Source organism: Rhizobium sp. NZLR1b, from assembly GCF_019685155.1.
GTDB lineage: Bacteria > Pseudomonadota > Alphaproteobacteria > Rhizobiales > Rhizobiaceae > Rhizobium.
Genome location: NZ_JABDWC010000003.1, coordinates 176,803 through 198,398, shown reverse-complemented (window position 1 = coordinate 198,398; position 21,596 = coordinate 176,803). Strand labels below are relative to the sequence as shown.

21 protein-coding genes are annotated in these 21,596 nt (G+C 60.3%); 5 read left to right on the top strand and 16 right to left on the bottom strand.

What is annotated here, in order from left to right; all coding sequences use genetic code 11:
- Positions 1–187 precede the first annotated feature (187 nt).
- A complete protein-coding gene (locus tag HJB84_RS05410; RefSeq protein WP_207582223.1) occupies positions 188–1,732 on the top strand; it encodes a M48 family metalloprotease in 1,545 nt (514 codons plus the stop codon).
- A 57-nt stretch (positions 1,733–1,789) separates the two neighbouring features.
- On the opposite strand, the gene HJB84_RS05405 is transcribed toward HJB84_RS05410, so the two are convergent.
- The 5 genes from HJB84_RS05405 to HJB84_RS05385 all read right to left on the bottom strand — a co-directional run bounded on the left by HJB84_RS05405 (position 1,790) and on the right by HJB84_RS05385 (position 8,179).
- On the bottom strand, positions 1,790–2,653 hold the full coding sequence (locus HJB84_RS05405; RefSeq protein ID WP_164007435.1) for an RNA polymerase factor sigma-32: 864 nt from the start codon (positions 2,651–2,653) through the stop codon (positions 1,790–1,792).
- 377 nt (positions 2,654–3,030) lie between these two features.
- On the bottom strand, positions 3,031–3,603 hold the full coding sequence (locus tag HJB84_RS05400; RefSeq protein ID WP_003543775.1) for a CarD family transcriptional regulator: 573 nt from the start codon (positions 3,601–3,603) through the stop codon (positions 3,031–3,033).
- A gap of 394 nt (positions 3,604–3,997) precedes the next feature.
- On the bottom strand, positions 3,998–4,336 hold the full coding sequence (fdxA, locus tag HJB84_RS05395; RefSeq protein ID WP_003543777.1) for a ferredoxin FdxA: 339 nt from the start codon (positions 4,334–4,336) through the stop codon (positions 3,998–4,000).
- A 193-nt stretch (positions 4,337–4,529) separates the two neighbouring features.
- On the bottom strand, positions 4,530–4,934 hold the full coding sequence (locus tag HJB84_RS05390) for an RNA-binding S4 domain-containing protein (protein ID WP_207582225.1): 405 nt from the start codon (positions 4,932–4,934) through the stop codon (positions 4,530–4,532).
- 2 nt (positions 4,935–4,936) lie between these two features.
- Entirely contained in the window at positions 4,937–8,179 is a 3,243-nt protein-coding gene (locus tag HJB84_RS05385; protein ID WP_221115431.1) for a helicase-related protein, read from the bottom strand.
- A 794-nt stretch (positions 8,180–8,973) separates the two neighbouring features.
- Between HJB84_RS05385 and HJB84_RS05380 the strand changes: the two genes are divergently transcribed.
- Positions 8,974–9,129: a DUF3309 family protein gene (locus tag HJB84_RS05380; protein WP_007632343.1), complete on the top strand. Its 156-nt coding sequence runs from the start codon at positions 8,974–8,976 to the stop codon at positions 9,127–9,129.
- Positions 9,130–9,156: 27 nt separating this feature from the next.
- Entirely contained in the window at positions 9,157–9,411 is a 255-nt protein-coding gene (locus HJB84_RS05375; protein WP_018071981.1) for a YMGG-like glycine zipper-containing protein, read from the top strand.
- Positions 9,412–9,606: 195 nt separating this feature from the next.
- Here the strand turns inward: HJB84_RS05375 and HJB84_RS05370 are convergent, their stop codons facing one another.
- Together HJB84_RS05370 and HJB84_RS05365 are read right to left on the bottom strand one after the other, a co-directional pair.
- Positions 9,607–10,332, bottom strand: a complete 726-nt coding sequence (locus tag HJB84_RS05370; RefSeq protein ID WP_164007429.1) for a beta-ketoacyl-ACP reductase — start codon at positions 10,330–10,332, stop codon at positions 9,607–9,609.
- Positions 10,333–10,403: 71 nt separating this feature from the next.
- On the bottom strand, positions 10,404–11,585 hold the full coding sequence (locus HJB84_RS05365) for an acetyl-CoA C-acetyltransferase (RefSeq protein ID WP_207582228.1): 1,182 nt from the start codon (positions 11,583–11,585) through the stop codon (positions 10,404–10,406).
- A 238-nt stretch (positions 11,586–11,823) separates the two neighbouring features.
- Here HJB84_RS05365 and phaR point away from each other — a divergent pair, with 238 nt between their 5' ends.
- Positions 11,824–12,396: a polyhydroxyalkanoate synthesis repressor PhaR gene (gene phaR, locus HJB84_RS05360; protein WP_007632334.1), complete on the top strand. Its 573-nt coding sequence runs from the start codon at positions 11,824–11,826 to the stop codon at positions 12,394–12,396.
- Here the strand turns inward: phaR and HJB84_RS05355 are convergent.
- The 5 genes from HJB84_RS05355 to mtgA form a co-directional block, all read right to left on the bottom strand.
- On the bottom strand, positions 12,391–12,798 hold the full coding sequence (locus HJB84_RS05355) for a hypothetical protein (protein ID WP_164007425.1): 408 nt from the start codon (positions 12,796–12,798) through the stop codon (positions 12,391–12,393). The genes phaR and HJB84_RS05355 overlap by 6 nt on opposite strands.
- A 249-nt stretch (positions 12,799–13,047) precedes the next feature.
- The gene (rpmF, locus tag HJB84_RS05350) at positions 13,048–13,233 is read right to left on the bottom strand and encodes a 50S ribosomal protein L32 (RefSeq protein WP_003543812.1); all 186 of its coding nucleotides are present in this window, start codon (positions 13,231–13,233) and stop codon (positions 13,048–13,050) included.
- Between the two features lie 154 nt (positions 13,234–13,387).
- The gene (locus HJB84_RS05345) at positions 13,388–14,035 is read right to left on the bottom strand and encodes a glutathione S-transferase family protein (protein ID WP_221115430.1); all 648 of its coding nucleotides are present in this window, start codon (positions 14,033–14,035) and stop codon (positions 13,388–13,390) included.
- A 13-nt stretch (positions 14,036–14,048) separates the two neighbouring features.
- Positions 14,049–14,771, bottom strand: a complete 723-nt coding sequence (locus tag HJB84_RS05340) for a DUF1868 domain-containing protein (RefSeq protein WP_221115429.1) — start codon at positions 14,769–14,771, stop codon at positions 14,049–14,051.
- Positions 14,772–14,970: 199 nt separating this feature from the next.
- Positions 14,971–15,708, bottom strand: coding sequence for a monofunctional biosynthetic peptidoglycan transglycosylase (gene mtgA, locus HJB84_RS05335; protein WP_221115428.1), 738 nt, complete (start codon positions 15,706–15,708; stop codon positions 14,971–14,973).
- 135 nt (positions 15,709–15,843) lie between these two features.
- On the opposite strand from mtgA, the gene HJB84_RS05330 reads away from it, so the two are divergent.
- Positions 15,844–16,758: a polyprenyl synthetase family protein gene (locus HJB84_RS05330; RefSeq protein ID WP_221115427.1), complete on the top strand. Its 915-nt coding sequence runs from the start codon at positions 15,844–15,846 to the stop codon at positions 16,756–16,758.
- A 9-nt stretch (positions 16,759–16,767) separates the two neighbouring features.
- Here the strand turns inward: HJB84_RS05330 and hisC are convergent, their stop codons facing one another.
- The 4 genes from hisC to HJB84_RS05310 all read right to left on the bottom strand — a co-directional run bounded on the left by hisC (position 16,768) and on the right by HJB84_RS05310 (position 21,381).
- Positions 16,768–17,829, bottom strand: coding sequence for a histidinol-phosphate transaminase (gene hisC, locus HJB84_RS05325; protein WP_221115425.1), 1,062 nt, complete (start codon positions 17,827–17,829; stop codon positions 16,768–16,770).
- Between the two features lie 16 nt (positions 17,830–17,845).
- Positions 17,846–19,096 carry a flavodoxin-dependent (E)-4-hydroxy-3-methylbut-2-enyl-diphosphate synthase gene (gene ispG, locus HJB84_RS05320; protein WP_221115424.1) on the bottom strand — a complete coding sequence of 417 codons (1,251 nt, stop codon included), beginning with the start codon at positions 19,094–19,096 and terminating at the stop codon, positions 17,846–17,848.
- 250 nt (positions 19,097–19,346) lie between these two features.
- Complete coding sequence (locus HJB84_RS05315) at positions 19,347–20,540, bottom strand: MFS transporter (RefSeq protein ID WP_221115423.1); 1,194 nt, start codon at positions 20,538–20,540, stop codon at positions 19,347–19,349.
- 64 nt (positions 20,541–20,604) lie between these two features.
- Complete coding sequence (locus HJB84_RS05310) at positions 20,605–21,381, bottom strand: DeoR/GlpR family DNA-binding transcription regulator (protein ID WP_221115422.1); 777 nt, start codon at positions 21,379–21,381, stop codon at positions 20,605–20,607.
- Between the last annotated feature and the right edge of the window lie 215 nt (positions 21,382–21,596).

The window sequence follows — 21,596 nt, the reverse complement described above, 5'->3', positions numbered from 1 at the left end:
ATCGAGGCTGGCTAAAATGCAACGGCGCCACATTTAAACAGAGTCTCGCTATGCAACCGATGCATAAATCAGCTACAGCAAGGACTTGTATCGGCCGATTGTGCAGCGCGAGATCAGGGGTGCGCACCTGTTGAATTCCCCTTGCCACGGTCGGTGCCAATCTGCGGCAAACCGGCAAGACAGCGACATGATGCGGAGAACCAGACTGGACAGCTTGACGACGTGGAAATCGCCCGCGCTTTCCAGTGATGCCATCTCCGCGCCGCGGCGTTTCGCGCGTCGCCTGATGCTGCTTTCGGCCGTCGCAATGGCGCTGAATGGCTGTCAAACGCTGATCGACCAATCCTACCAGCCGAGCGTCTCGCCTTCTTCCAATCCGCAGATCGTCGACGAGGTGCAGAAGAACGATCCGCGCGCGGCGATGGGCGCCCGTGAGCATCCACGCATCGTCGCAAGCTACGGCGGCGAATACAAGGACGCCAAGACCGAGCGCCTCGTCGCCCGCATCGCCGGCGCGCTGACGGCGGTGTCGGAAAATCCGAGCCAATCCTACCGCATTACCATCCTGAATTCGCCGGCGATCAACGCGTTTGCGCTGCCCGGCGGTTATCTCTACGTCACCCGCGGCCTGCTTGCCCTTGCCAACGACGCCTCGGAAGTCGCCGCCGTGCTATCGCACGAGATGGGCCACGTGACGGCGAACCACGGCATCGAGCGGCAGAAGCGCGAGGAGGCTGAGGTCATCGCCAGCCGCGTCGTCGCCGAGGTTCTCTCCAGCGATATCGCCGGCAAGCAGGCGCTGGCCCGCGGCAAGCTGCGGCTCGCCGCCTTCTCACGCCAGCAGGAACTGCAGGCCGATGTCATCGGCGTGCGCATGCTTGGCGAAGCCGGCTACGACCCCTATTCCGCTGCCCGCTTCCTCGATTCCATGGCGGCTTACAGTCGCTTCATGTCGGTCGATCCCGAAGCCGACCAGAGCCTGGACTTCCTGTCGAGCCATCCGAATTCGGCGCAGCGCATCGAGCTTGCCCGCACCCATGCCCGGGCCTTCGGCCAGGAGGGTTCGGTCGGGGACAAGGGCCGCGACTATTATCTCGACGGCATCGACGGCCTGCTCTATGGCGACAGCCCTGAGGAAGGCTATGTGCGCGGCCAGACCTTCCTGCACGGCGGCCTCGGCATCCGCTTCGACGTGCCGCCGGACTTCCACATCGACAACAAGGTCGAAGCCGTAATGGCCACCGGCCCGAACGACATCGCCGTCCGCTTCGACGGCGTCGCCGACAATCAGAACCAGAGCCTCACCAACTATATCTCCAGCGGCTGGGTGACCGGCCTCGACCCGTCGACCATCCAGCCGGTCACCATCAACGGAATGGAAGCAGCCACAGCGCGGGCAAGCGCCGACCGCTGGGATTTCGATGTCACCGTGATCCGCAACAATTCGCAGATCTTCCGCTTCCTCACCGCCGTGCCGAAAGGCAGCGACGCCCTTGAGCCAACGGCCAATGTCCTGCGTGCGAGTTTCCGACGCATGACGCCGGCAGAGGCAGCCTCGCTCAAGCCGCTGCGCATCCGCGTCGTCACCGTCCGTCTGGGTGAAAACATCTCGACGCTCGCCGCCCGCATGATGGGTACCGACCGCAAGCTCGATCTCTTCAAACTCATCAACGCCCTGCCCACGGGTGCAGCCGTTTCACCAGGCGATCGCGTCAAGATCATCGCCGAGTAAAAAAATAGCCCGGCTTGCGCCGGGCCAGTCTGTGCTGCTGCAGGGAATAGTTTCGGTTCAGGCGTAAGCCGCCATATGCGGATCGGCGCTGACAAGCGCGCTGCGGAGCTTCTCCATCGCCCGGCTTTCGATCTGCCGCACACGTTCCTTGGAAATGCCGAGATCGGCGCCGAGTTCTTCGAGCGTGGCACCGTCTTCCGCCAGACGCCGGGCGCTGATGATCTTCATTTCGCGTTCGTTGAGATGTGTCAGCGCCGAGGCGAGCCAGACGCGGCGCCGCTCTCCGTCGATCATGTTGGAAACCTGCTCGTCCGGTAGGGGATCATCGCTGACGAGGAAGTCCATCTTCTCCGCACTCTCGGCATCGCCGGAGACCGAAGGCGCCTGCAGCGAGGCATCATTGCCGGAAAGCCTGGCGTCCATGGTCTGCACATCGGAGAGGCTGACGCCGAGCGCCGCGGCGATTTCCTGGTGAATGGATTGCAGAGTCAGCTGCGTGTCACCCTTGGCGAGCTTGGCGCGCAGACGACGCAGATTGAAGAAAAGCGCCTTCTGTGCCGAACTCGTGCCGCCGCGCACGATCGACCAGTTGCGCAGGATATAATCCTGGATCGAAGCCCTGATCCACCAGCTCGCATAGGTGGAAAAACGTACGTCGCGTTCCGGCTCGAAGCGAGCGGCAGCCTCCAGAAGGCCGACATAGCCCTCCTGCACGAGATCGCTCATCGGCAGGCCGAAATTGCGGAACTTACCCGCCATGGATATGACGAGACGCATATGCGCCATGGCGATCTGGTTGCGCGCGCCGCGATCATCGTGATCCTTCCAACGAATGGCGAGATCGTGCTCTTCCTGACGGGCGAGATAGGGGGCGGCCATCGCGATTTTGATCATGCGCCGATCTGCAGACATGTTCTTCATTTCGATCTCCTGAAATAGGCCTCTCGCCCTAAATGAACAATAAAACGTACCTTCCGGAACATCGCTGTCCGGACTGAATGGGGTTCTGAATGCATAAAGGCCTCGCCCCTGGACTTTTCAGGGGGAGGCCCTATTTCTTATCATGTGCCGTTAAGACGGCCGGGCCGGACCTGTTTCTTCACGTTGCCGGATGGGCAATATTGAAAAGGCATGATCCGCTCCTCATCGAACATTGACGGAATGACAGTTCGCCCGTCGAGGCCCATTGCCCTGCGAGCAGTCCGCAATTACGTGTGTTAAACGCGGCAGTCGAAAAAAAGTTCCAAAAAAAACCCGGCGCAAGCCGGGTTTTTTGATAGGGGAAAAACAGGGTCGCCTTATGCGGCTTCGTCCTGTGAGTCGTCTTCTTCTATCGCCTTGCCGCGTTTCGGACCCTTGTTGAGATTGGTCTCGACCAGGCGGACGGCTTCAGTTTCCGACATCTTGTTGACGGCGGCGATTTCGCGCGCCATGCGGTCGAGCGCAGCCTCATAAAGCTGACGCTCGGAATAGGACTGTTCAGGCTGGTTTTCGGCACGATAGAGATCGCGCACGACTTCAGCGATGGAAATCAGGTCGCCGGAATTGATCTTGGCATCATATTCCTGGGCACGGCGCGACCACATGGTGCGCTTGACGCGCGCTTTACCCTGCACGACCTTCAATGCACGCTCGACGAAATCCGTTTCCGAAAGCTTGCGCATGCCGATGCTCATCGCCTTGGCGACCGGAACCTTCAGCCGCATCTTGTCCTTTTCGAAATCGATAACGAAAAGTTCGAGCTTCATGCCGGCAACTTCTTGCTCTTCGATAGCGGTGATGGTACCGACGCCGTGAGCGGGGTAGACGATCGATTCACCGGTCTTGAAGCCATGGCGTGCGGTGGAAGGCTTTTTCTGCTGAGTCGTCATTCTATTCAAAAACTCCCTGTTACGCTTCCGGCGGCGGCCGGAGCCGGGTCAGTCAGGCCCGGGTGAGACGGTAGTATCCGTCGGGTGACTTCACTCTGGTCCCATCGGGCAAAAGCAAAGAACTTCTTGCGCGCGATCTTGGGACCCGGCGCTCAAAGCGTTGATATGTCACGGAAACCGCGTGCGGATTGGTTTTGCTTTCGTGATGGTTTTGGGCATGCGTCATGCCACAAATGGAACAGTAGCCGAAACCTATCATAAAAATATGAGGAAATCAATAATTTGCTTCGCTTGAGTCATGCGGGCAACACATGTCACCCATATGCCTCCCGCAGCTTTTAAAACGTTTCGCCCCGCGGCCGCCCGAATCCGGCGACCGAATATGGCCGCCGTCTCAATCGCCGGAACCGGGTTTCTCGGAGAAATATTTCTCGAACTTTCCGGTCTCGCCATCCATGTCCTTGGCCTCGGGCAATGGGTCCTTCTTGACCGTGATGTTCGGCCAGATGGTGGCATATTCGGTATTGATCTTCAGCCATTTGTCGAGGCCCGGCTCGGTGTCGGGCTTGATTGCCTCGGCGGGACATTCAGGCTCGCAGACGCCGCAATCGATGCATTCGTCAGGATGGATGACGAGGAAATTCTCGCCCTCGTAGAAGCAGTCGACAGGGCAGACTTCCACGCAATCGGTGTATTTGCACTTGATGCAATTGTCGGTCACGACATAGGTCATGAAGAACTCCAGGATTCCATGCGAATGGGGCCGGGCAACCTGGAACGTCGCGCCTATCCCCGTGCCGGAGGAAAATCGTGGGCAGGCTTGGGAGGCAAGCACGCTTCCGGCAGGTTGTCAGTGACGTATCGGCTTTAACGCCGGATTTCAAGGATAAACGACCTGCAAAAGCCGCCGCCGCAGACAGAGTTTTCTAATCCTCGTCCGACATCAGCCTGTCGATTGCCCGTCTTTCCTTTTTGGTCGGACGGCCGGTGCCGGTCGCCCGGATCGCCTGCTCGTAGGGCGTGAGACGTTTTGCCTCATCGGGCGGCGGCGACAGGTCTTCGTAAAGCAGCCGTGCCTCCTCGTAGGGCCCTCGCCGCTCGCCGGCGAGGCGCACGAGAAGAACGAGATCGCGCCGCTCCAGCGTCATCTCGATACGGTCGCCCGGCTTGACCATCTGGCTCGGATGCTTACAGCGCTCGCCGTTGATGCGCACGTGGCCCGATTGGATGTGGCTCTGCGCCAGCGAGCGCGACTTCGCCATGCGCGCGAAGAACAGCCACTTATCGATGCGCTGGCGCGAACCGCTTGTCGGCTGTGTCTCCCCGCTCATGACTACTTCTTCATCTGCTCCTTGAGAGCCGCGAGCTTGGCGAAAGGTGAATCCGGATCGATCGGCTTTTCCTTGCGCGGCGGCTTGGCCTCGAAGCGCAACGGCTGCGAACCGCCGCGATTGTTGTTGCGATCGTTGCGGTCATTTCGCTCGCCGCGATCCTTGCGGTCCTGCCGGTCGCTGCGCGGCTGGTCGCCCCGTGGTTGGTTGCGATCGCCTCTTGCCTGCTGCGGCCGGCCGCCATCGCGATTGCCGCCGTCCTTGCCGCGGTTTTGACGATTGTTGTCGCGGCTTTCGCCGCCTTCACCACCGCCCGGCCGGCGATTGCGGTCGCCGCGCTCCTGGTTCTGACCGCGCTCCTGGCCCTGGCCGCCACGGCGTTCGCCATGCCCGCCGCGCGCCTGGCGCTGATTGTCGTTGCGGCCGCCGAGGCGCCACAGAAGAACCGGCTTCGGTTCCGCCGGCTCGCCGGCTTCCCCGGAAGCGGATGCCGCTTCCTCGGGAGTCAATACCGCTTCCACAGACGCGGAAGCCGCATCTGTGGGAACGGAGGCTTCCGCCAGAGCGGACGTCTCGATCGCTTCATCAGGAGCGGGGGTTTCGACCGCTTCTGCCACAGCCGTGTCGACGTCAGCCGAAACCGCCTCGGTTGCCGATGGCTCGGGGGCAATCTCGTCCGCTGCCCCGTCGGCGTCATCGTGATCGGCCTTTTCCGCCTCGTCCGCGGGCGTTTCGGCGGCGGCAGCCGGTGCCGAAACCGCATCCTGCGTCGCAAGATGTGCCGATGCCTCTTCCGCCTTCACGGCATCGGCGCGATAACCGAGGCCCTTGAGGATTTCTTCCATGTCTTCGAGCGTCGCACCGAGGATAGACAGCATGGCTGTCGTCGTCGTGAAGCGGCGGCCGTCATAGGCGCCTTCCGGACGGTTGTTCTGACCCGGCTTCCACTGCAGCAGCGGACGGATGATATCGGCAAGCCGTTCGAGGATGTCGATGCGCACGGCACGCTTGCCGAGGAACCGGAAGCCGGCAAGCTTGTAGAACATCCGCTCGAAACTCGGATCGGTGACGACGGAGGTACGGCCGGCGGCAAGCACCGGAATGAGATCGCCGTAGCCCGGTTTGTCCAAACCGTCGTTCTTCAGCGCCCAGAGCAGGGTGATGAGCTCGGCCGGCGCCGGCTTCAGAAGTGCCGGAACGAAAATATGATAAGCCCCGAAACGCACGCCGTAACGGCGCATGGAGGCTCGCGCCTCCTGGTCGAGTGACTTCACTTCCTCGGTCACGTCGCGGCGGAACAGCACGCCGAGATTCTCCACGAGCTGGAAGGCCAGCCCCTTGGCAAGACCCTGCAGGTCCTCGGCGCGCGACAGATCATCGAGCGGCTTCAGCACCGTGCTAATATGATGATTGACGAAGCGCTCGATCCGGGCGGCGACATGATCGCGGGCATTGCCGGTCAACTGCTCGTCGGCCAACAGAATCACGCGCGGACGCATGATGTGATCGCTGCCCGAAAGCCGCGCCACCGGGTCGCCGATCCAACGGATCAACCCATCCGAGCCGATCGCCAGGTCGCTGTTGCCCGCGGCATGGATTCGAGCCGCACGGGCCTCGAATTCGAGCGCGAGCGCTTTCTGCGACGCAGCCTGAACCGCCTTGGCATCCGGCCCGTCCGTTCCCGTCACCGGCGTGAAACGGAATCCGCTCAATTGCCCTACATGATGTCCTTCAACGAAGACATCGCCATTCACACTGATTTCAGCTTCCAGCATCGCATTCTCTCTCAGGCGCTTCATGAGCACAGATGTCCTGCGATCAACAAAGCGTTTCGTCAACCTTTCATGTAACGCGTCGGACAATCGATCTTCGATTTCCCGCGTCTTTTCCTGCCAGTGTGTCGGATCGGCAAGCCAACCGGGCCGATTCGAAACATAGGTCCAGGTTCTTATCTGCGCGATTCGCGCCGAAAGCGTGTCAATTTCCCCATCTGTCCGATCGGAGCGATGAACCTGCTCCGCGAGAAACTGCTCGTTCACCGTGCCATAGCGGACGAGATCGGAAAAGAGGGTCGAGATAAGATCGGCATGTTGTGCCGGGGTGATACGCCTATAGTCGGGAAGCGCGCAAGCCTCCCAGAGTTTTTCGACGCGGGCAGGCCTGTCGGCAAGACCGACGATCTCGGGGTAGCGCGAAAGCTGTTCGAGCGCCTGCTGGTCGACCGCAGGCAGCGCCCGCGTCAGCCCCGGCACGCGCGGCCCTGCCTCGAGGCTGGCGCGCAGCGATGGAATCGAGGAGAAGTCCATCTCGGTCGTCCGCCACTGCAAAACCTTGACGTTGTCGAATTCATGCCCCTCGATGCGCTGCACCAGCTCTTCGTCGAACGGCGAAACCTGTCCGGTGACGCCGAAGGTACCGTCTCGCACGTGCCGCCCGGCGCGCCCAGCGACCTGACCGAGTTCACCCGGATTGAGATTGCGGAACTGGTAGCCGTCGAATTTCCGGTCCTGGGCGAAGGCAACGTGATCGACATCGAGGTTGAGGCCCATGCCGATCGCATCGGTCGCCACCAGATATTCGACATCGCCCGCCTGATAAAGTGCCACCTGCGCGTTGCGGGTGCGCGGGCTGAGCGCGCCAAGCACGACGGCCGCACCGCCGCGCTGCCGGCGTATGAGCTCGGCGATGGCATAGACCTCGTCGGCCGAGAAGGCAACGATGGCCGAGCGCTGCGGCAACCGAGTGATTTTCTTCTGCCCGGCGTAAAAAAGATGCGAAAGCCGCGGCCGCTCGACGATATTGATGCCGGGCAGAAGCTGCAGCAGGATCGGCCGCATCGTCGCCGCGCCGAGCAGCAGCGTTTCCTCACGGCCGCGAAGATGCAGGATGCGGTCGGTGAAGATATGGCCGCGTTCGAGATCGCCGGCGAGCTGCACCTCGTCGATCGCGACGAAGGCGGCCTTGGTCTCGCGCGGCATCGCCTCAACGGTGCAGACCGAAAAACGCGCATTGGGCGGCGAAATCTTTTCCTCGCCGGTAACCAGCGCCACATTCTGGACGCCGACCTTCTCCACCACCCGCGTATAGACCTCGCGCGCCAGCAGCCTGAGCGGCAGGCCGATCACGCCGCTCCCATGCGCGACCATGCGCTCGATGGCATAATGGGTCTTGCCGGTATTGGTCGGCCCGAGCACCGCGGTCACACCGCGTCCACTCAGAATAGTCGGCTGCGAAGTCAGAATCATGGGTCCATGCAAATGAGGGCGGGCGCCCCCAGGAAAATCTCGGCTTCTCATGGAAGCTAGAGAACACATGGACAGCTGTCACCGCAAACGCAAGGGCAGATTTCAAATTGCTTCTGGGATTACGACCTTTGCGAGTCTTGCGGAACACCCGAATTTCCGATTCGGAACAGCGTGAGAACGAATCAGCGACGAATCGCTGACTCGCGCTGATTCAGCTTTTGTTCACGGCTAAGTATTGATTTTGAATCAGTTTTTCCCACTAGATGCTGAATCGCTGGACTCCCTCCCCTTTTGTATTTCGCTGTCGTAGAAGACGAGTCTGTCCTGCGACGAACAATCGAAAATTGCGCCCGTAATTAACCTGTCGACCAAAGCCCGAACAAATCGGCGACGAATCGCCGACTGTATTGGTTTCGCCTTCTGTTCACGGCAATATCTGGTGGCCGGATTTCAATCGGCGCGCTAGATGCGGATCGGTAGCGGATGTCCCGTTCCGCCTCGTCGTGTTGGCGTTAAGCTTTAGCAAGGCGGATTCAGATGCGGTTAACTCGGGATGGTCAATGGCGGCGCACCGATCAAAAACGGAACGAATCGCTGACGAATCGGCGACATCGGGACTTTCTCGCTTTGTTCACCGCAACATATTGTATTTAAACGCCTTTTTAACCATACGAGCAAATTTCCGATAGGCGGAGGTCAGGACGCATGACATTTCCTGGCTTAACCGGGAACAAAAATCGCCAATACGTGTTTCTCGTCCATTCAAATTGCCGATGAAATGAAGGAAACACACCATGCTTGGCACAATACTTCTTGTTATCCTCATTCTGCTCTTGATCGGAGCCTTGCCGAATTGGGGTTATAGCCGTGGCTGGGGCTATGGACCTTCCGGCGGTTTGGGGCTAGTTCTCGTGATTATCATTATTCTTGTACTCATGGGCCGCGTCTAAAGGCCAACAAACCTGGGGAGTTACGACATGATGAAGAAGATTGTTCTTATTGGTGCGCTCGTTGGCGCTCTGGCATCCTGCACAGCGACCGAGCAAGGTACCGCGATCGGCGCCGGCACCGGTGCGGTCATCGGCGGTGTTGTCACCAACAGCTGGGGTGGTGCTGCGGTCGGCGCCGTTGCCGGCGGTCTGACCGGCGCTCTCATCGGCCACTCGGTCGAACGCCGCGGCTACTGCGTCTATCGCGACCGTTACGGCCGCCGCTACGAGGCCCGTTGCTGATCGGCAAAAAGCATATCGGACTCCCAACGGGCGCTTCGGCGCCCGTTTTTCTTTGCTGCTCGCGCGGGCATGGGGCATGAAATAAGCAAGAGCGCATCCGACGGGACGCGCTCTTGCTTCAATCCACCGCTGATCTACTCGGAAAGTCACGCATGTCGTAATCGCAAACGACAATACAGTTTTGCGAGATGTACTTTAGGCGAAGAACTGCCCGCCATTGGCCGTCAGCGTCGAACCTGTGATGAAGCCGGCATCGTCGGAGGCGAGGAAGGTGACGCATCGCGCGATCTCTTCCGGCTCGCCGAGACGGCCGACGGGGATCTGCGGGATGATGCGTTCGTTCAGCACCTTTTCCGGCACGGCAAGCACCATTTCCGTTCCGATATAACCGGGACAGATGGCGTTGACGGTGATGTTCTTGGCCGCGCCTTCCTGGGCCAGCGCCTTGGTGAAGCCAAGATCGCCCGCCTTGGCTGCCGAATAATTCACCTGACCCATCTGGCCTTTCTGGCCGTTGATCGAGGAGATGTTGACGATCCGGCCGAAGCTGCGGTCGCGCATGCCGGTCCAGACCTGATGCGTCATGTTGAACAGACCGGTGAGGTTGGTATTGATCACCTCGTGCCATTGCTGCGGCGTCATCTTGTGGAACATCGCGTCACGGGTAATGCCGGCATTGTTGACGAGGATTTCGACCGGCCCGATCTCGCTTTCGATCCTGGCAATCCCCTCGCCGCAAGCGAGGTAATCCGAAACATCCCATTTGAACACCGGGACGCCGGTAACGTCATGGAAGGCTTTGGCCTTCTCGTCGTTGCCGGCATAATTGGCAGCAACCCTGTATCCGGCATTTTTCAACGCCATGGATATGGCCGCGCCGATTCCACGCGTACCGCCGGTGACCACAGCCACTCTGCTCATGTTCCGCTCCCTTTTTGTTTTTGCCCCGCCTTGTGGCGAGATTTTCAATCAATGACGGATCGTATGCTACTTTAAAGCGCTTCGAAGCACATGGCGACGCCCATGCCGCCGCCGATGCAAAGAGTTGCAAGGCCCTTCTTGGCGCCGCGGCGCTTCATTTCGAACAACAGCGTATTGAGAACGCGCGCGCCGGAAGCGCCGATCGGATGGCCGATGGCGATCGCCCCGCCGTTGACGTTGACGATCGCAGGATCCCATCCGAGATCCTTGGTGACGGCGCAGGCTTGCGCTGCAAAAGCCTCATTGGCCTCGACGAGATCGAGATCGCCGACCGACCAGCCGGCCTTTTCGAGCGCCTTGCGGGAAGCCGGGATCGGGCCAGTGCCCATGATCTGCGGATCGACGCCCGCCGTTGCCCAGGAAACGATGCGGGCGAGCGGCTGGATGCCGCGCCGGACCGCCTCCGCTTCGCTCATCAGCACCGCTGCGGCCGCACCGTCATTGAGGCCGGACGCATTCGCGGCCGTAACGGTGCCCTCCTTATCGAAGGCCGGGCGCAGCTTGCCCATCGCCTCCAGCGTAGCGCCGTGGCGGATATATTCGTCGGCATCGACCGTAACGTCGCCCTTACGCGTCTGGATGATGTAGGGGATGATCTCGTCGGCAAAGCGGCCGGCCTTCTGCGCCGCCTCCGCCTTGTTCTGCGAGGCGACGGCGAACCGATCCTGCTCGTCGCGCGAAAGCTGCCACTGACGCGCGACATTTTCGGCGGTGATCCCCATGTGGTAGCCATGGAAGGCATCGGTCAGGCCGTCCTTGATCATCGTGTCGATCATCTTCGCGTCGCCCATCTTGACGCCGCCGCGCAAATGCATGGCATGCGGCGCCATCGACATGGATTCCTGGCCGCCGGCAACGATGATCTTGGCGTCGCCGTTGGCGATCTGTTGCATGCCGAGCGCGACGGCGCGCAGACCCGAACCGCAGAGCTGATTGACGCCCCAGGCCGTCGCTTCATTCGGAATTCCGGCCTTAATCGCCGCCTGGCGAGCCGGGTTCTGGCCCTCCCCGGCAGCGAGAACCTGGCCGAGGATCACCTCATCCACTTCGCCGGCATCGACGCCGGCGCGCGCGAGCGCACCCTTGATGACGGCCGCCCCGAGCTCATGCGCGGGAACCGTTGCGAAAGCGCCGTTGAACGAGCCGACTGCTGTTCGACCTGCGCTGGCGATGACGATGGATGAATTGCTCATGGGGACGCTCCTCGTTTTCGTCTCACTTACATAAGAGGAAACTGGCAAAGCTTGGAGCGCAAGTCAAACGCGAAGACCGGCTGCGGTCATTTTTCGGCAGAGCCTGCGAAAGCCCGATTCATCTGCTCTGTTAAAGGTTTGCCGCATCGCACAAAGAGATTGTCACCGGCCTTCTTTTGCGTTTACAGTCTGAAGTGGAGGAATATCCATAATTCAGACGGGGGTCCAGGAGACTGATATGGCGAAGCATGAGGGTCAGATCGTAATCAAGAAATACGCCAATCGCCGGCTATACAATACGGGCACCAGCACTTACGTCACGCTGGAAGACCTGGCGGAGATGGTGAAGAAGGGCGAAGATTTTACCGTCCAGGATGCAAAAAGCGGAGATGACATCACCCATTCGGTGCTGACCCAGATCATCTTCGAACAGGAATCGAAGACCGGCAACACCTTGCTCCCGATCTCCTTCCTGCGCCAGCTCATCACCTATTACGGCGACCAGATGCAGATGGTCGTGCCGAGCTTTCTCGAACATTCGATGCGCGCCTTCGCCGAACAGCAGTCTCAGATGCGCGAGCAGGTGAACCGCGCCTTGGGCGAAACACCTCTCGGCAAGAACCTGCAACTGCCGATGCAGATGGTCGAGGACCAGGTTCGCCGCAACACCGAGCTGTTTCAGCAGGCCATGCAGATGTTCTCGCCCTTCATGACGCCACCCGCCAAGGAAAGCCGCAAGGCCGAGGCTAAGGATATCGATGAGCTGAAGGAACAGCTCCGCGCCCTTCAGAACAAGCTCGACAACCTATAAGCCGATAGAAACATCTCGCCCGGCGCTCCGGATCGAGACGGCAAAGCCGCCGATCACATCGATCAAAGCGATCGTCATCAAAATGAAGAATACCTGCGTCGCAGCGTCCCTGACGAGTAGAAACTCGACCAGGAAGGCGATGAAAACCAGCATCGACAGCATGTGGTTGATAAGGTTGCCAGGCCCGGTTCTGGTTGCCTTCAGGATTTCGAAGAACAGCACGACAAGCGCTATGACGATAATGAGATCGCCGAGCGCCATGCTCCATATCGCGCCCGAGATCATCGACAGCACGATGATATCATGCTGCAGGGCAGGAATGCCGCCATCGCCCATCAGGCCCAGCATCGCCAGATTGTAGAGAATAAACGGGATAATCATCAGAGGCATGGCGGCGATCATCGGCAATCTCCCAGCGCAATATGCTTTGCGCAAATCAGATTCGATTTTCGCAAAGCATATTGCGTCGATTCAAAGTGCTACAGCGTCCTTTGCGCGCCTGAAAAGACGCACGGCGCTGTAGCGGGCTGGAAGAATACTGCCGCAAACCGCTGCCACACTGCAAGTCATTGCAAATATCATATCGCCGAAAAGCAAAAGGCCGGCTTGAGGCCGGCCTTGCAACTTCGATCGGACAAGCCGGATCGGAAATTATGCGCTTTCCTTCGGCGTCAGAACCTGGCGGCCGCGATACATGCCGGTCTTCAGGTCGATATGGTGCGGGCGGCGCAGTTCGCCGGAGTTCTTGTCTTCGACGTAGGTCGGAGCCTTAAGGGCGTCTGCCGAACGGCGCATACCGCGCTTAGACGGGCTTGTTTTTCTCTTCGGTACAGCCATTTCTCTTACTCCACTTGCGGGCAAAACATTCCCACGGCCACACCGGCGGCCGAAACGGACATGTCGCGATTTCGGAATTTCGCGCGCTTATACATGCAAGGGGTGGCCTTGACCAGTCCCCATGCGTATTTTTTGCGAAGCCGATGATTCCGTATCAGACTTCGTCTTCCGGCACGATCCAAGCCTCGGCGCGGGCTGCCTCTTCCCATTTGCGCCAGGCCGGATGCGCCTTCATGGTCGCCATATAGGCCAGCGTGTCGTCCCCGCTGACCAGGTCATAGATCTCGAACCGGTTGACGACAGGCGCAAACATCGCATCCGCGGCCCCGAACGCGCCGAAGAGAAACGGCCCGCCGGATTGCTGTAACAGATCCCGCCAGATCGTCTCGATGTGGCTGATGTCGGCCTCGACCCCATCCGGCAGCGCGATCCTGGCCTTCGGCCGGCGGATATTCATCGGGCAGGCGCCGCGCAGAGCCCGGAAGCTTGAGAGCATTTCCATCGAAACCGAACGGGCGAGCGCCCGCTGGGCACGATCCGCGGGCAGAAGACCGGCGTCCGGATAAAGCTCGGCGGCATATTCGATGATCGCCAGCGATTCCCAGACCTTCAATGCGCCATGCTGCAGAAGCGGCACGCGCCCGGTCGGAGAGACCGCCTTGATATTCGGATTGCCGCCCGCGTCGTCGAAAGGGATCAGCACCTCCTCGAAATCGATGCCGACGCCCGTCAGCGCCATCCAGGGTCGGAACGACCAGGAGGAATAATTCTTGTTGGCGATGTAGAGCGTCGGTCTAGTCATGAGCCTCTCCCGTTCAGGCGTCGAAATCGAAAATCAGCAATTCGTGGAAATGGTTCATGTCTTCGAACACGCAGAATGCCGGCGGTGCCAGTTCTAAAACAGGGGCGTTGCGGCGGATATCGTCGGCGACCTCGTCGAGCATTGCCTGCCAGCGCGGCAAGGCTTCATCCTCCAGCCGTTCGATCGCATAGGCGAATGTCACGTGGAACTTGTAGTCCTCCTGGTTCGGCTGGCGGTAGCCCAGAAGATCAGCAAACGCGTTGCGCCAGGCGCGCATGACCTTGCGGTCGTTCTCCGTCACCCCGTCGACGAGCAGGCCCGACGGGCGAGCTTCGACGATCGCCACCTTGAAGGGCTCGGCCATCGAAAAACCCTCAAGCCGCGCCGCCAGCAGTTCCGTCATGTCGTCTATCGGCGTCTCGAGAGGGAGATCGCCCGGCCAGCAATCCTGCCGGCGCCTGGTCTCGATGATCCCTTCGAACAGCGTCATGTGAAGGCTGGAGATCGGCGTGAACAGGAACTGTGGAGCTTCGGGCATCGCCAGATATCTCTCACGCGCCTCGATCAACGCCGCCTGCGTCTGCGAGCCCTTGTCGAGATGGCAGACGATGGTATTGCCGGCTTCCGGCAGAAAACCGCCGACCTTGCGATAGCGGCTGCCGAGGTGCGCAGGCGGGTTCGGATTGTGTGTCTTCGAGTAACAGAGAAGCTCTTGCGAAAGCGTCGTAATGGTCATGGGCGACTCAGGGGCTCCAGTTGGACTGCATTCGCCCATATGGCAGAACCAAGAATGTCAGATGACGTTTGGTCCTTCTCCTGCATAATTCCTTAAAGCGTGATCGATTCAAGGACAAACTTATGCAGCAATTCAAGGCTTTAAAGCGCCCTTGTACGCGTCTGAAGGACGCGCGGCGCTGTAACCATAAGCTCCGATCTCACCTATAGATGCACTTGATGTAATCGCCCGAGCCCTGTGCGCGCCTCTCGATCACGCCGGCAAGCCGACGAAGGCCTCGTCCTGGTTTGCCGGCATTGCGGTCGATCGGGTTCGGCAATGAAACGGCAAGCAGCGATGCCTGGCGTCGCGTCAGTTTCGACGCCGGCACCTTGAAATGATGCTGGGCCGCAGCCTCGATGCCGTAAATGCCGGGACCCCATTCGGCGATGTTCAGATAGATTTCCATCAGCCGCCGTTTCGACAGGACGAAATCCGTGGAGACAGCGAGCGGAAGCTCCATCGCCTTGCGCACGAAGGAGCGGCCGTTCCAGAGAAAGAGGTTCTTAGCCGTCTGCATCGGGATGGTGCTGCCGCCGCGCGTCGCCTGACCTTTCAGCGTATCCTCGACCAGCATCCGCATTTCCGCCCAGTCGACGCCGCCGTGAAAGCAATATTGCCCGTCCTCTGACATCATCACCGACTGCACCAGAGCCGGGGCGACGTCATCAAGCGACACCCATTGCCTGTCGTAACCGCGCAGCAGCACGAGATCGCGCAGCATCAACGTCGAGACCGGGTGAATGAACGGCAGCAGATAGAAAAAGATCAGGGCATAGGGAAGGATCAGCACGATCAGCACGGAAAGAACAATGCGTTTCAATAGACGCCGGTCTCCGAACCATTGCCGACGAGCCGGCATGTCGACGCTGTCCTCTCTCTCCGGCGCTATATCCAATGTTCCCCAGTCCGATTTCGCCCCTGTCGTTGTCATAGCGCCTGTACGGAGCTTATGCCAGAGTGCGTGGCAAATCTTGCTGCGCCATCGACAATTCCGTTGCAAGCCCCGGGGCGCTCATGCCAAACAGCGCCCATGGACGCGAACCGGGACACTTTCGAGACGAGGCTGAAGAACAACGCCCGCGAGATCGAGGCGCTGCTCGACGCATTGCTGTCACCGAGCCCTCTCTCCGATGAAATCGTCAGACCTGAGACGCTGCGCGACGCCATGCATTATGCCGTGCTGAACGGTGGCAAGCGACTGCGCCCATTCCTCGTCGTCGAAAGTGCCGCCCTTCTCGGCGGTGACGCCGCGGCGGCGCTTCGCGTCGGCGCTGCACTCGAATGCGTTCACTGCTATTCGCTCGTGCATGACGACCTGCCGGCCATGGATGATGATGATCTCCGCCGCGGCAAACCGACGGTACACAAAAAATTCGACGTAGCCACCGCGATCCTCGCAGGCGACAGCCTGCTGACCTACGCCTTCGACATTATCGCCACGCCGGAAACAGCCCTTCCCGAAACGAGCAAGGCATCGCTGGTGCTGGCTCTTGCTCGCGCCGCCGGTCTCGGCGGCATGGCCGGTGGCCAGGCGCTCGATCTCGCGGCAGAAAGACAAGCGCCTGACGAGGCCGGCATCATCCGCCTGCAGGCGATGAAAACAGGCGCGCTGATCCGCTTTGCCTGCGAAGCCGGCGCCCTCATCTCGGCCAGCCCGCCGGAAGATCGCCGCCGCCTGCGCGCCTTCGGCGAAAAGATCGGACTTGCATTCCAACTGGCTGACGACATCCTCGACCTGACCTCGGACACTGCAACCATGGGCAAGGCGACCGGCAAAGATGCAGCCCGCGGCAAGGGAACGCTTGTAGCGCTACGCGGCATGGAATGGGCCGAAGCCCAACTCCATCAGCATGTCCGCGATGCCGAGACACTGCTTGCCCCCTACGGCGCCCGCGCCTCGACCCTCATCGCCACCGCGCATTTCATCGCCGACCGGAAGAGCTGAATCGTCGGATCACGCCGACAATATTTCCTTGAAAGCCGAAACCAGGCGCGCGCATTCCTCGTCCGTGCCGATGCTGATGCGCAGAAACTCCGAAATACGCGGTTTGGCGAAATGCCGGACGAGAACACCACGCTCCCGCAGAGCCGCTTGAAGCGCTGCACCCGACTGGCTCTCATGCTTTGCAAAAACGAAATTTGCTTGAGACGGCAGCACTTCGAAATCCAGCGCTTCGAGTTCCCGGACGAGACCGTCCCGGCTGGCAATGAGCATCTTTCGGCATGTCTCGAACCACGCCTCGTCCTTGATTGCCGCCGTCGCGGCAACCTGCGCCAGGCGATCGAGCGGATAGGAATTGAAGCTGTCCTTGACGCGCTCCAGCGCCTCGATCAGTTCCCGCCGCCCCAGCGCAAAGCCGACGCGCAGACCCGCAAGCGAGCGCGATTTGGACAAGGTCTGAACGACAAGCAGATTGGGATATTTGCAAATGAGCGGGATAGCGCTGTCACCGCCGAAATCGATATAGGCCTCGTCTATCGCGACGACCGCATCCGGATGGGCGGCGATAAGCGCCTCTATGTCGGCAAGCGGCAGGCCGATGCCGGTCGGCGCGTTCGGATTGGCGATGATGATCGCACCGCACGGCCTGTCGTAATCTGCCAGCCGGATCTGAAACCTGTCATCGACAGACACTTCGACCGTCTCGACGCCGTATAGCAGGCTATAGGTCGGATAGAAGCTGTAGGTCACATCTGGATAGAGAAGCGGCCGCTCGTGTTTCAACAGCGCCTGAAACGCGTGGGCGAGAACCTCGTCGGAACCGTTGCCGACGAAGACTTCTTCCGCCGTCAAACCGTGACGGGCGGCGATCGTCTGGCGCAATTCCGTGGCGGCGGGGTCCGGATAGAGCCGCAGACGATCGTCCGCAGCTTGCCGGATCGCCTCGAGCGCCGTTGGAGACGGCCCATAGGGATTTTCATTGGTGTTGAGCTTGACCAGTCCGGGAATACGGGGCTGCTCCCCCGCGACGTAGGGCTGCAGCTTGCTGACGATTGGCGACCAGTACCGGCTCATCCGAACTTGCGGTCGCTCATTCCGCCGCCGTCCGCTGACCGAAACGCTTCTCGATATAGTCGACGACAAGCGCCTCGAAATCGGCAGCGATATGGGGGCCACGCAGCGTCAGAGCCTTCCGGCCGTCGATGAAGACGGGCGCCGCGGGCGTCTCGCCGGTGCCCGGAAGCGAAATGCCGATATCGGCATGTTTGCTTTCGCCGGGACCGTTGACGATGCAGCCCATGACGGCGACGTTCAGCGCCTCGACGCCAGGATATTTCTCGCGCCAGATCGGCATGTTCTTGCGGATGTCGTTCTGGATGTTCTGGGCAAGCTCCTGGAACACCGTCGACGTCGTGCGTCCACAGCCGGGACAGGCGGCAACGACAGGAATGAACTGGCGGAAGCCCATGACCTGCAGGATCTCCTGCGCCACCTGGACTTCCCGCGTGCGGTCGCCGTTCGGCTCCGGCGTCAGCGACACGCGGATCGTATCGCCGATGCCGTGCTGCAGTACGAAGCCCATCGCCGCCGACGAGGCGACGATACCCTTGGTGCCCATGCCGGCCTCGGTCAGACCGAGATGCAAAGCATGATTGGAGCGTTCGGCGAGCATGGAATTGACGGCAATCAGGTCCTGGACCTGGCTGACCTTGGCCGACAGGATGATGCGGTTGCGGGGCAGGCCGATCTCTTCGGCAAGGGCTGCCGAAAGCAGCGCCGATTGTACGATCGCCTCGCGCGTCACCTGCCGGGCCGAAAGCGGCGAACCGGCTTCGGCATTCCTGTCCATCAGCGCCGTCAGCAGATCCTGATCGAGCGAGCCCCAGTTGACGCCGATGCGCACCGGCTTGTCGTAGCGGATCGCCATCTCGATGATCTCGGCGAATTGCTTGTCCTTCTTGTCCTTGAAGCCGACATTGCCGGGGTTGATGCGGTATTTCGCCAGCGCCTCGGCACAATCAGGATGATCGGCAAGCAGCTTGTGGCCGATATAATGGAAGTCGCCGATCAATGGCACGTCCATTCCGAGCCGCAACAGCCGCTCGCGGATCTTCGGCACGGCGGCCGCACTCTCGTCACGGTCGACGGTGATGCGCACCAGTTCCGAGCCCGCCCGGTGGAGGGCAGCGACCTGCGCAACGGTCGAATCGATATCGGCCGTATCGGTGTTCGTCATCGATTGCACGACGACCGGCGCCCCGCCGCCGACGATGACGCCGCCGACATCGACGGCAATAGAAGCGCGGCGCGGTTTCGGATCAAAATCGGCGGCTGAGGACATGAAGAGTTTTTGCACCCCTAAAGCATGTCGCGCAAAAGTGTGCAGCGGTTTTGCGATAACGACATGCGTAAAAATAAGAACCTAAAGCGCAAGAAGAGAATCCGAGAGATTGCGACGCGCTTTAGGAACAGTGCCCTTCAGGTGGATCATGACCGCTTTCTTGTCAACCGCCCCTGATATCACTTTTGTTGGGAGGCGGCTCAGAACAGGATTGAGATTTTAGGCCGTCCCGACCTAAAATCATCCTGATCTAGTGGCCGCCTCCGGAGACTCCATCGGCATAATGGGCCAGGTTGGAAAGCAGGAGAACAACAAGGAGCAGCACCGGCAGCGCCATGAAAACGATGGCGAAACCGATATGCTCGGCGACGAAGCCGATCAAGGACGGCGCAACCAGCATGCCGGAATAGCCCATGGTGGTAACGACAGAGATGCCGATGCCGGGCTTGAGGTCGGGAATGTTGCCCGCCGCCGAGAAAGCGATCGGCACCATGTTGGAAATGCCGATGCCGCAAAAGGCAAAGCCCAGAATGGCGATCTCGGCGTTGGACGCCAGGCCTGCAAGCAGCATGCCGACGATGGCAAACAAGGTGCAGATCCGCAGCGTCTTGACGCCGCCCAGGCGGTCGCGCACCAGGTCGCCGGCAAAGCGCATAATCGCCATCGTCGCCGAAAAGGCTGCGAAACCAAGGCCGGAAAGCGCCACGGATGCATCCATTTCCTGCCGGAGATAGAGCGCACCCCAGTCCAGTACCGCGCCTTCCGGCACCATGCTGAACAAGGCCATCAAACCGAGCAGCCACGGCAGCGGCACCATCGGCAGTCTTGTCTTTTCCTTCCTTGTGTCGGGATGCGGCGGATCAGCAAGGATCATAGGCCAGGAGATAGCCAGGAAGATCGCCGCCAGCACCGTCGCCAGTTCGGCATGACCGAGAATGCCGAGCTTGGAGATCGCGATGCCGCCGAGGCCTGAGCCGATCAGCCCGCCAAGGCTCCAGAAAGCGTGGCAGGACGACATGATGGAGCGGCGCATGGATTTCTCCACCGACACCGCATTGGCGTTCATCGCCACATCCATGGCACCGATGAAGCCGCCGAACAGGAAGAGCGAAATTGCCGCGGTGACGACATTTGGCGCCAGCGTCAATGCCAGCAGCAATGGCAGCACGCAGACAGCCAGGACCTGAACGACGACACGCGAGCCGTGTTTGGCAATCTGCGCCCCGGCGATCGGCATCATCACCAGCGAGCCGACGCCGAAGACCAGGATCATCAGCCCAAGTTCGAACTTGGAGAGCGCCAGGCGCTCGGCAAAATCCGGGATCTTCGGCGCCCAGCAGCCGACGACGAAGCCGTTCATCAGAAAAAGCAGGGAAACCGCCGCCCTGCTTTTGGTAACGAAGCCGCTCCGCGCTCCCGGCGACGCATTCACATGACTATCCATTTCTCGGTCTTCCTCATTGCCGGGCTTGTACGCGCCCGGTTTCCCTAAACTCTATGACAACCGCCTAGTTCGTTTTCTCGGCGATAACAGTTCTGCATCCGCGCTCGCGATAACCGGCGAGTATGGCCGGATCGGCATCGTGCTCGACGACCAGGCAGTCACAATGAGCAACCGGCAGGATGCTGTGCGGGGCAGCCGTGCCGAACTTCTCCGAAGTTGCCGCCACCAGCACTTTTCTGCTTCTCGACGCCGCATACCGCTTGAACTCGGCATCTTCGAAACCGAACACCGTGATGCCGGCCTCAAGATCGACGCCGCAGGCACCAAGAATACAGAGATCGGGCGCAAGCTGTTCCATATCCCGCAAGGCTTTGGCGCCGAGCGAACCGCCCGTCTGCCGGTCCACCATTCCGCCGATCAGGATGACGTTGACGGCAGGCTTATCGATCAGCGCGGAGGCAATCGCCGGCGCATTCGTCGCAGCCGTCAGCGCCAGTTCGGCCGGCAATGCGTTGGCAATCGCCAGATTGGTGCTGCCGGCATCGAAAAATACAGTCGAACCGGCGGCAATCTGCTGTGCCGCAGCGCGCGCCAGTGCCTGTTTCCGGTCAGCCGCAAAACCCATCCGCTGCGTCAGGTTCCCGTGCGCCGGCGAGACCGGCAGTGCGCCGCCATAGACCCGCTCGCAGAGCCCTGCTGCGGCCATCTCCCGCAGATCGCGGCGCACCGTATCCTCGGAGACGCCGAATTCGAGGGCAAGTTCCGTCGCCAGCACGCGGCCGTTGATCCGCAGCCTGTCGGAAATCACGCCTTGGCGCTCGCGCAATAGGAAATCCTGCATGTTTTTACCGGGTCGAAATCATTGGAACCAGAAACGTGCATAAACACTTATGATCATGCGCACAACATGCATAAACACACGTTTCCTAACGGTCTGAAACAAAGCTCTACGACCAGAGTGGAATCCGGACAGCCTGGTTGGCGGATGGAGCCGGTTTTTACAGGATTCACGGTTTAACCGGCCGCTTGAGAAAAATATTTGCAGTTGCTGCTTTT

Excerpts from the sequence above, each read along its gene's own strand:
- HJB84_RS05410 (WP_207582223.1), top strand. The coding sequence starts at position 188 with ATGATGCGGAGAACCAGACTGGACAGCTTGACGACGTGGAAATCGCCC.
- HJB84_RS05405 (WP_164007435.1), bottom strand. The coding sequence starts at position 2,653 with ATGAAGAACATGTCTGCAGATCGGCGCATGATCAAAATCGCGATGGCC.
- HJB84_RS05400 (WP_003543775.1), bottom strand. The coding sequence starts at position 3,603 with ATGACGACTCAGCAGAAAAAGCCTTCCACCGCACGCCATGGCTTCAAG.
- fdxA (WP_003543777.1), bottom strand. The coding sequence starts at position 4,336 with ATGACCTATGTCGTGACCGACAATTGCATCAAGTGCAAATACACCGAT.
- HJB84_RS05390 (WP_207582225.1), bottom strand. The coding sequence starts at position 4,934 with ATGAGCGGGGAGACACAGCCGACAAGCGGTTCGCGCCAGCGCATCGAT.
- HJB84_RS05385 (WP_221115431.1), bottom strand. The coding sequence starts at position 8,179 with ATGATTCTGACTTCGCAGCCGACTATTCTGAGTGGACGCGGTGTGACC.
- HJB84_RS05380 (WP_007632343.1), top strand. The coding sequence starts at position 8,974 with ATGCTTGGCACAATACTTCTTGTTATCCTCATTCTGCTCTTGATCGGA.
- HJB84_RS05375 (WP_018071981.1), top strand. The coding sequence starts at position 9,157 with ATGATGAAGAAGATTGTTCTTATTGGTGCGCTCGTTGGCGCTCTGGCA.
- HJB84_RS05370 (WP_164007429.1), bottom strand. The coding sequence starts at position 10,332 with ATGAGCAGAGTGGCTGTGGTCACCGGCGGTACGCGTGGAATCGGCGCG.
- HJB84_RS05365 (WP_207582228.1), bottom strand. The coding sequence starts at position 11,585 with ATGAGCAATTCATCCATCGTCATCGCCAGCGCAGGTCGAACAGCAGTC.
- phaR (WP_007632334.1), top strand. The coding sequence starts at position 11,824 with ATGGCGAAGCATGAGGGTCAGATCGTAATCAAGAAATACGCCAATCGC.
- HJB84_RS05355 (WP_164007425.1), bottom strand. The coding sequence starts at position 12,798 with ATGATCGCCGCCATGCCTCTGATGATTATCCCGTTTATTCTCTACAAT.
- rpmF (WP_003543812.1), bottom strand. The coding sequence starts at position 13,233 with ATGGCTGTACCGAAGAGAAAAACAAGCCCGTCTAAGCGCGGTATGCGC.
- HJB84_RS05345 (WP_221115430.1), bottom strand. The coding sequence starts at position 14,035 with ATGACTAGACCGACGCTCTACATCGCCAACAAGAATTATTCCTCCTGG.
- HJB84_RS05340 (WP_221115429.1), bottom strand. The coding sequence starts at position 14,771 with ATGACCATTACGACGCTTTCGCAAGAGCTTCTCTGTTACTCGAAGACA.
- HJB84_RS05330 (WP_221115427.1), top strand. The coding sequence starts at position 15,844 with ATGGACGCGAACCGGGACACTTTCGAGACGAGGCTGAAGAACAACGCC.
- hisC (WP_221115425.1), bottom strand. The coding sequence starts at position 17,829 with ATGAGCCGGTACTGGTCGCCAATCGTCAGCAAGCTGCAGCCCTACGTC.
- ispG (WP_221115424.1), bottom strand. The coding sequence starts at position 19,096 with ATGTCCTCAGCCGCCGATTTTGATCCGAAACCGCGCCGCGCTTCTATT.
- HJB84_RS05315 (WP_221115423.1), bottom strand. The coding sequence starts at position 20,540 with ATGGATAGTCATGTGAATGCGTCGCCGGGAGCGCGGAGCGGCTTCGTT.
- HJB84_RS05310 (WP_221115422.1), bottom strand. The coding sequence starts at position 21,381 with ATGCAGGATTTCCTATTGCGCGAGCGCCAAGGCGTGATTTCCGACAGG.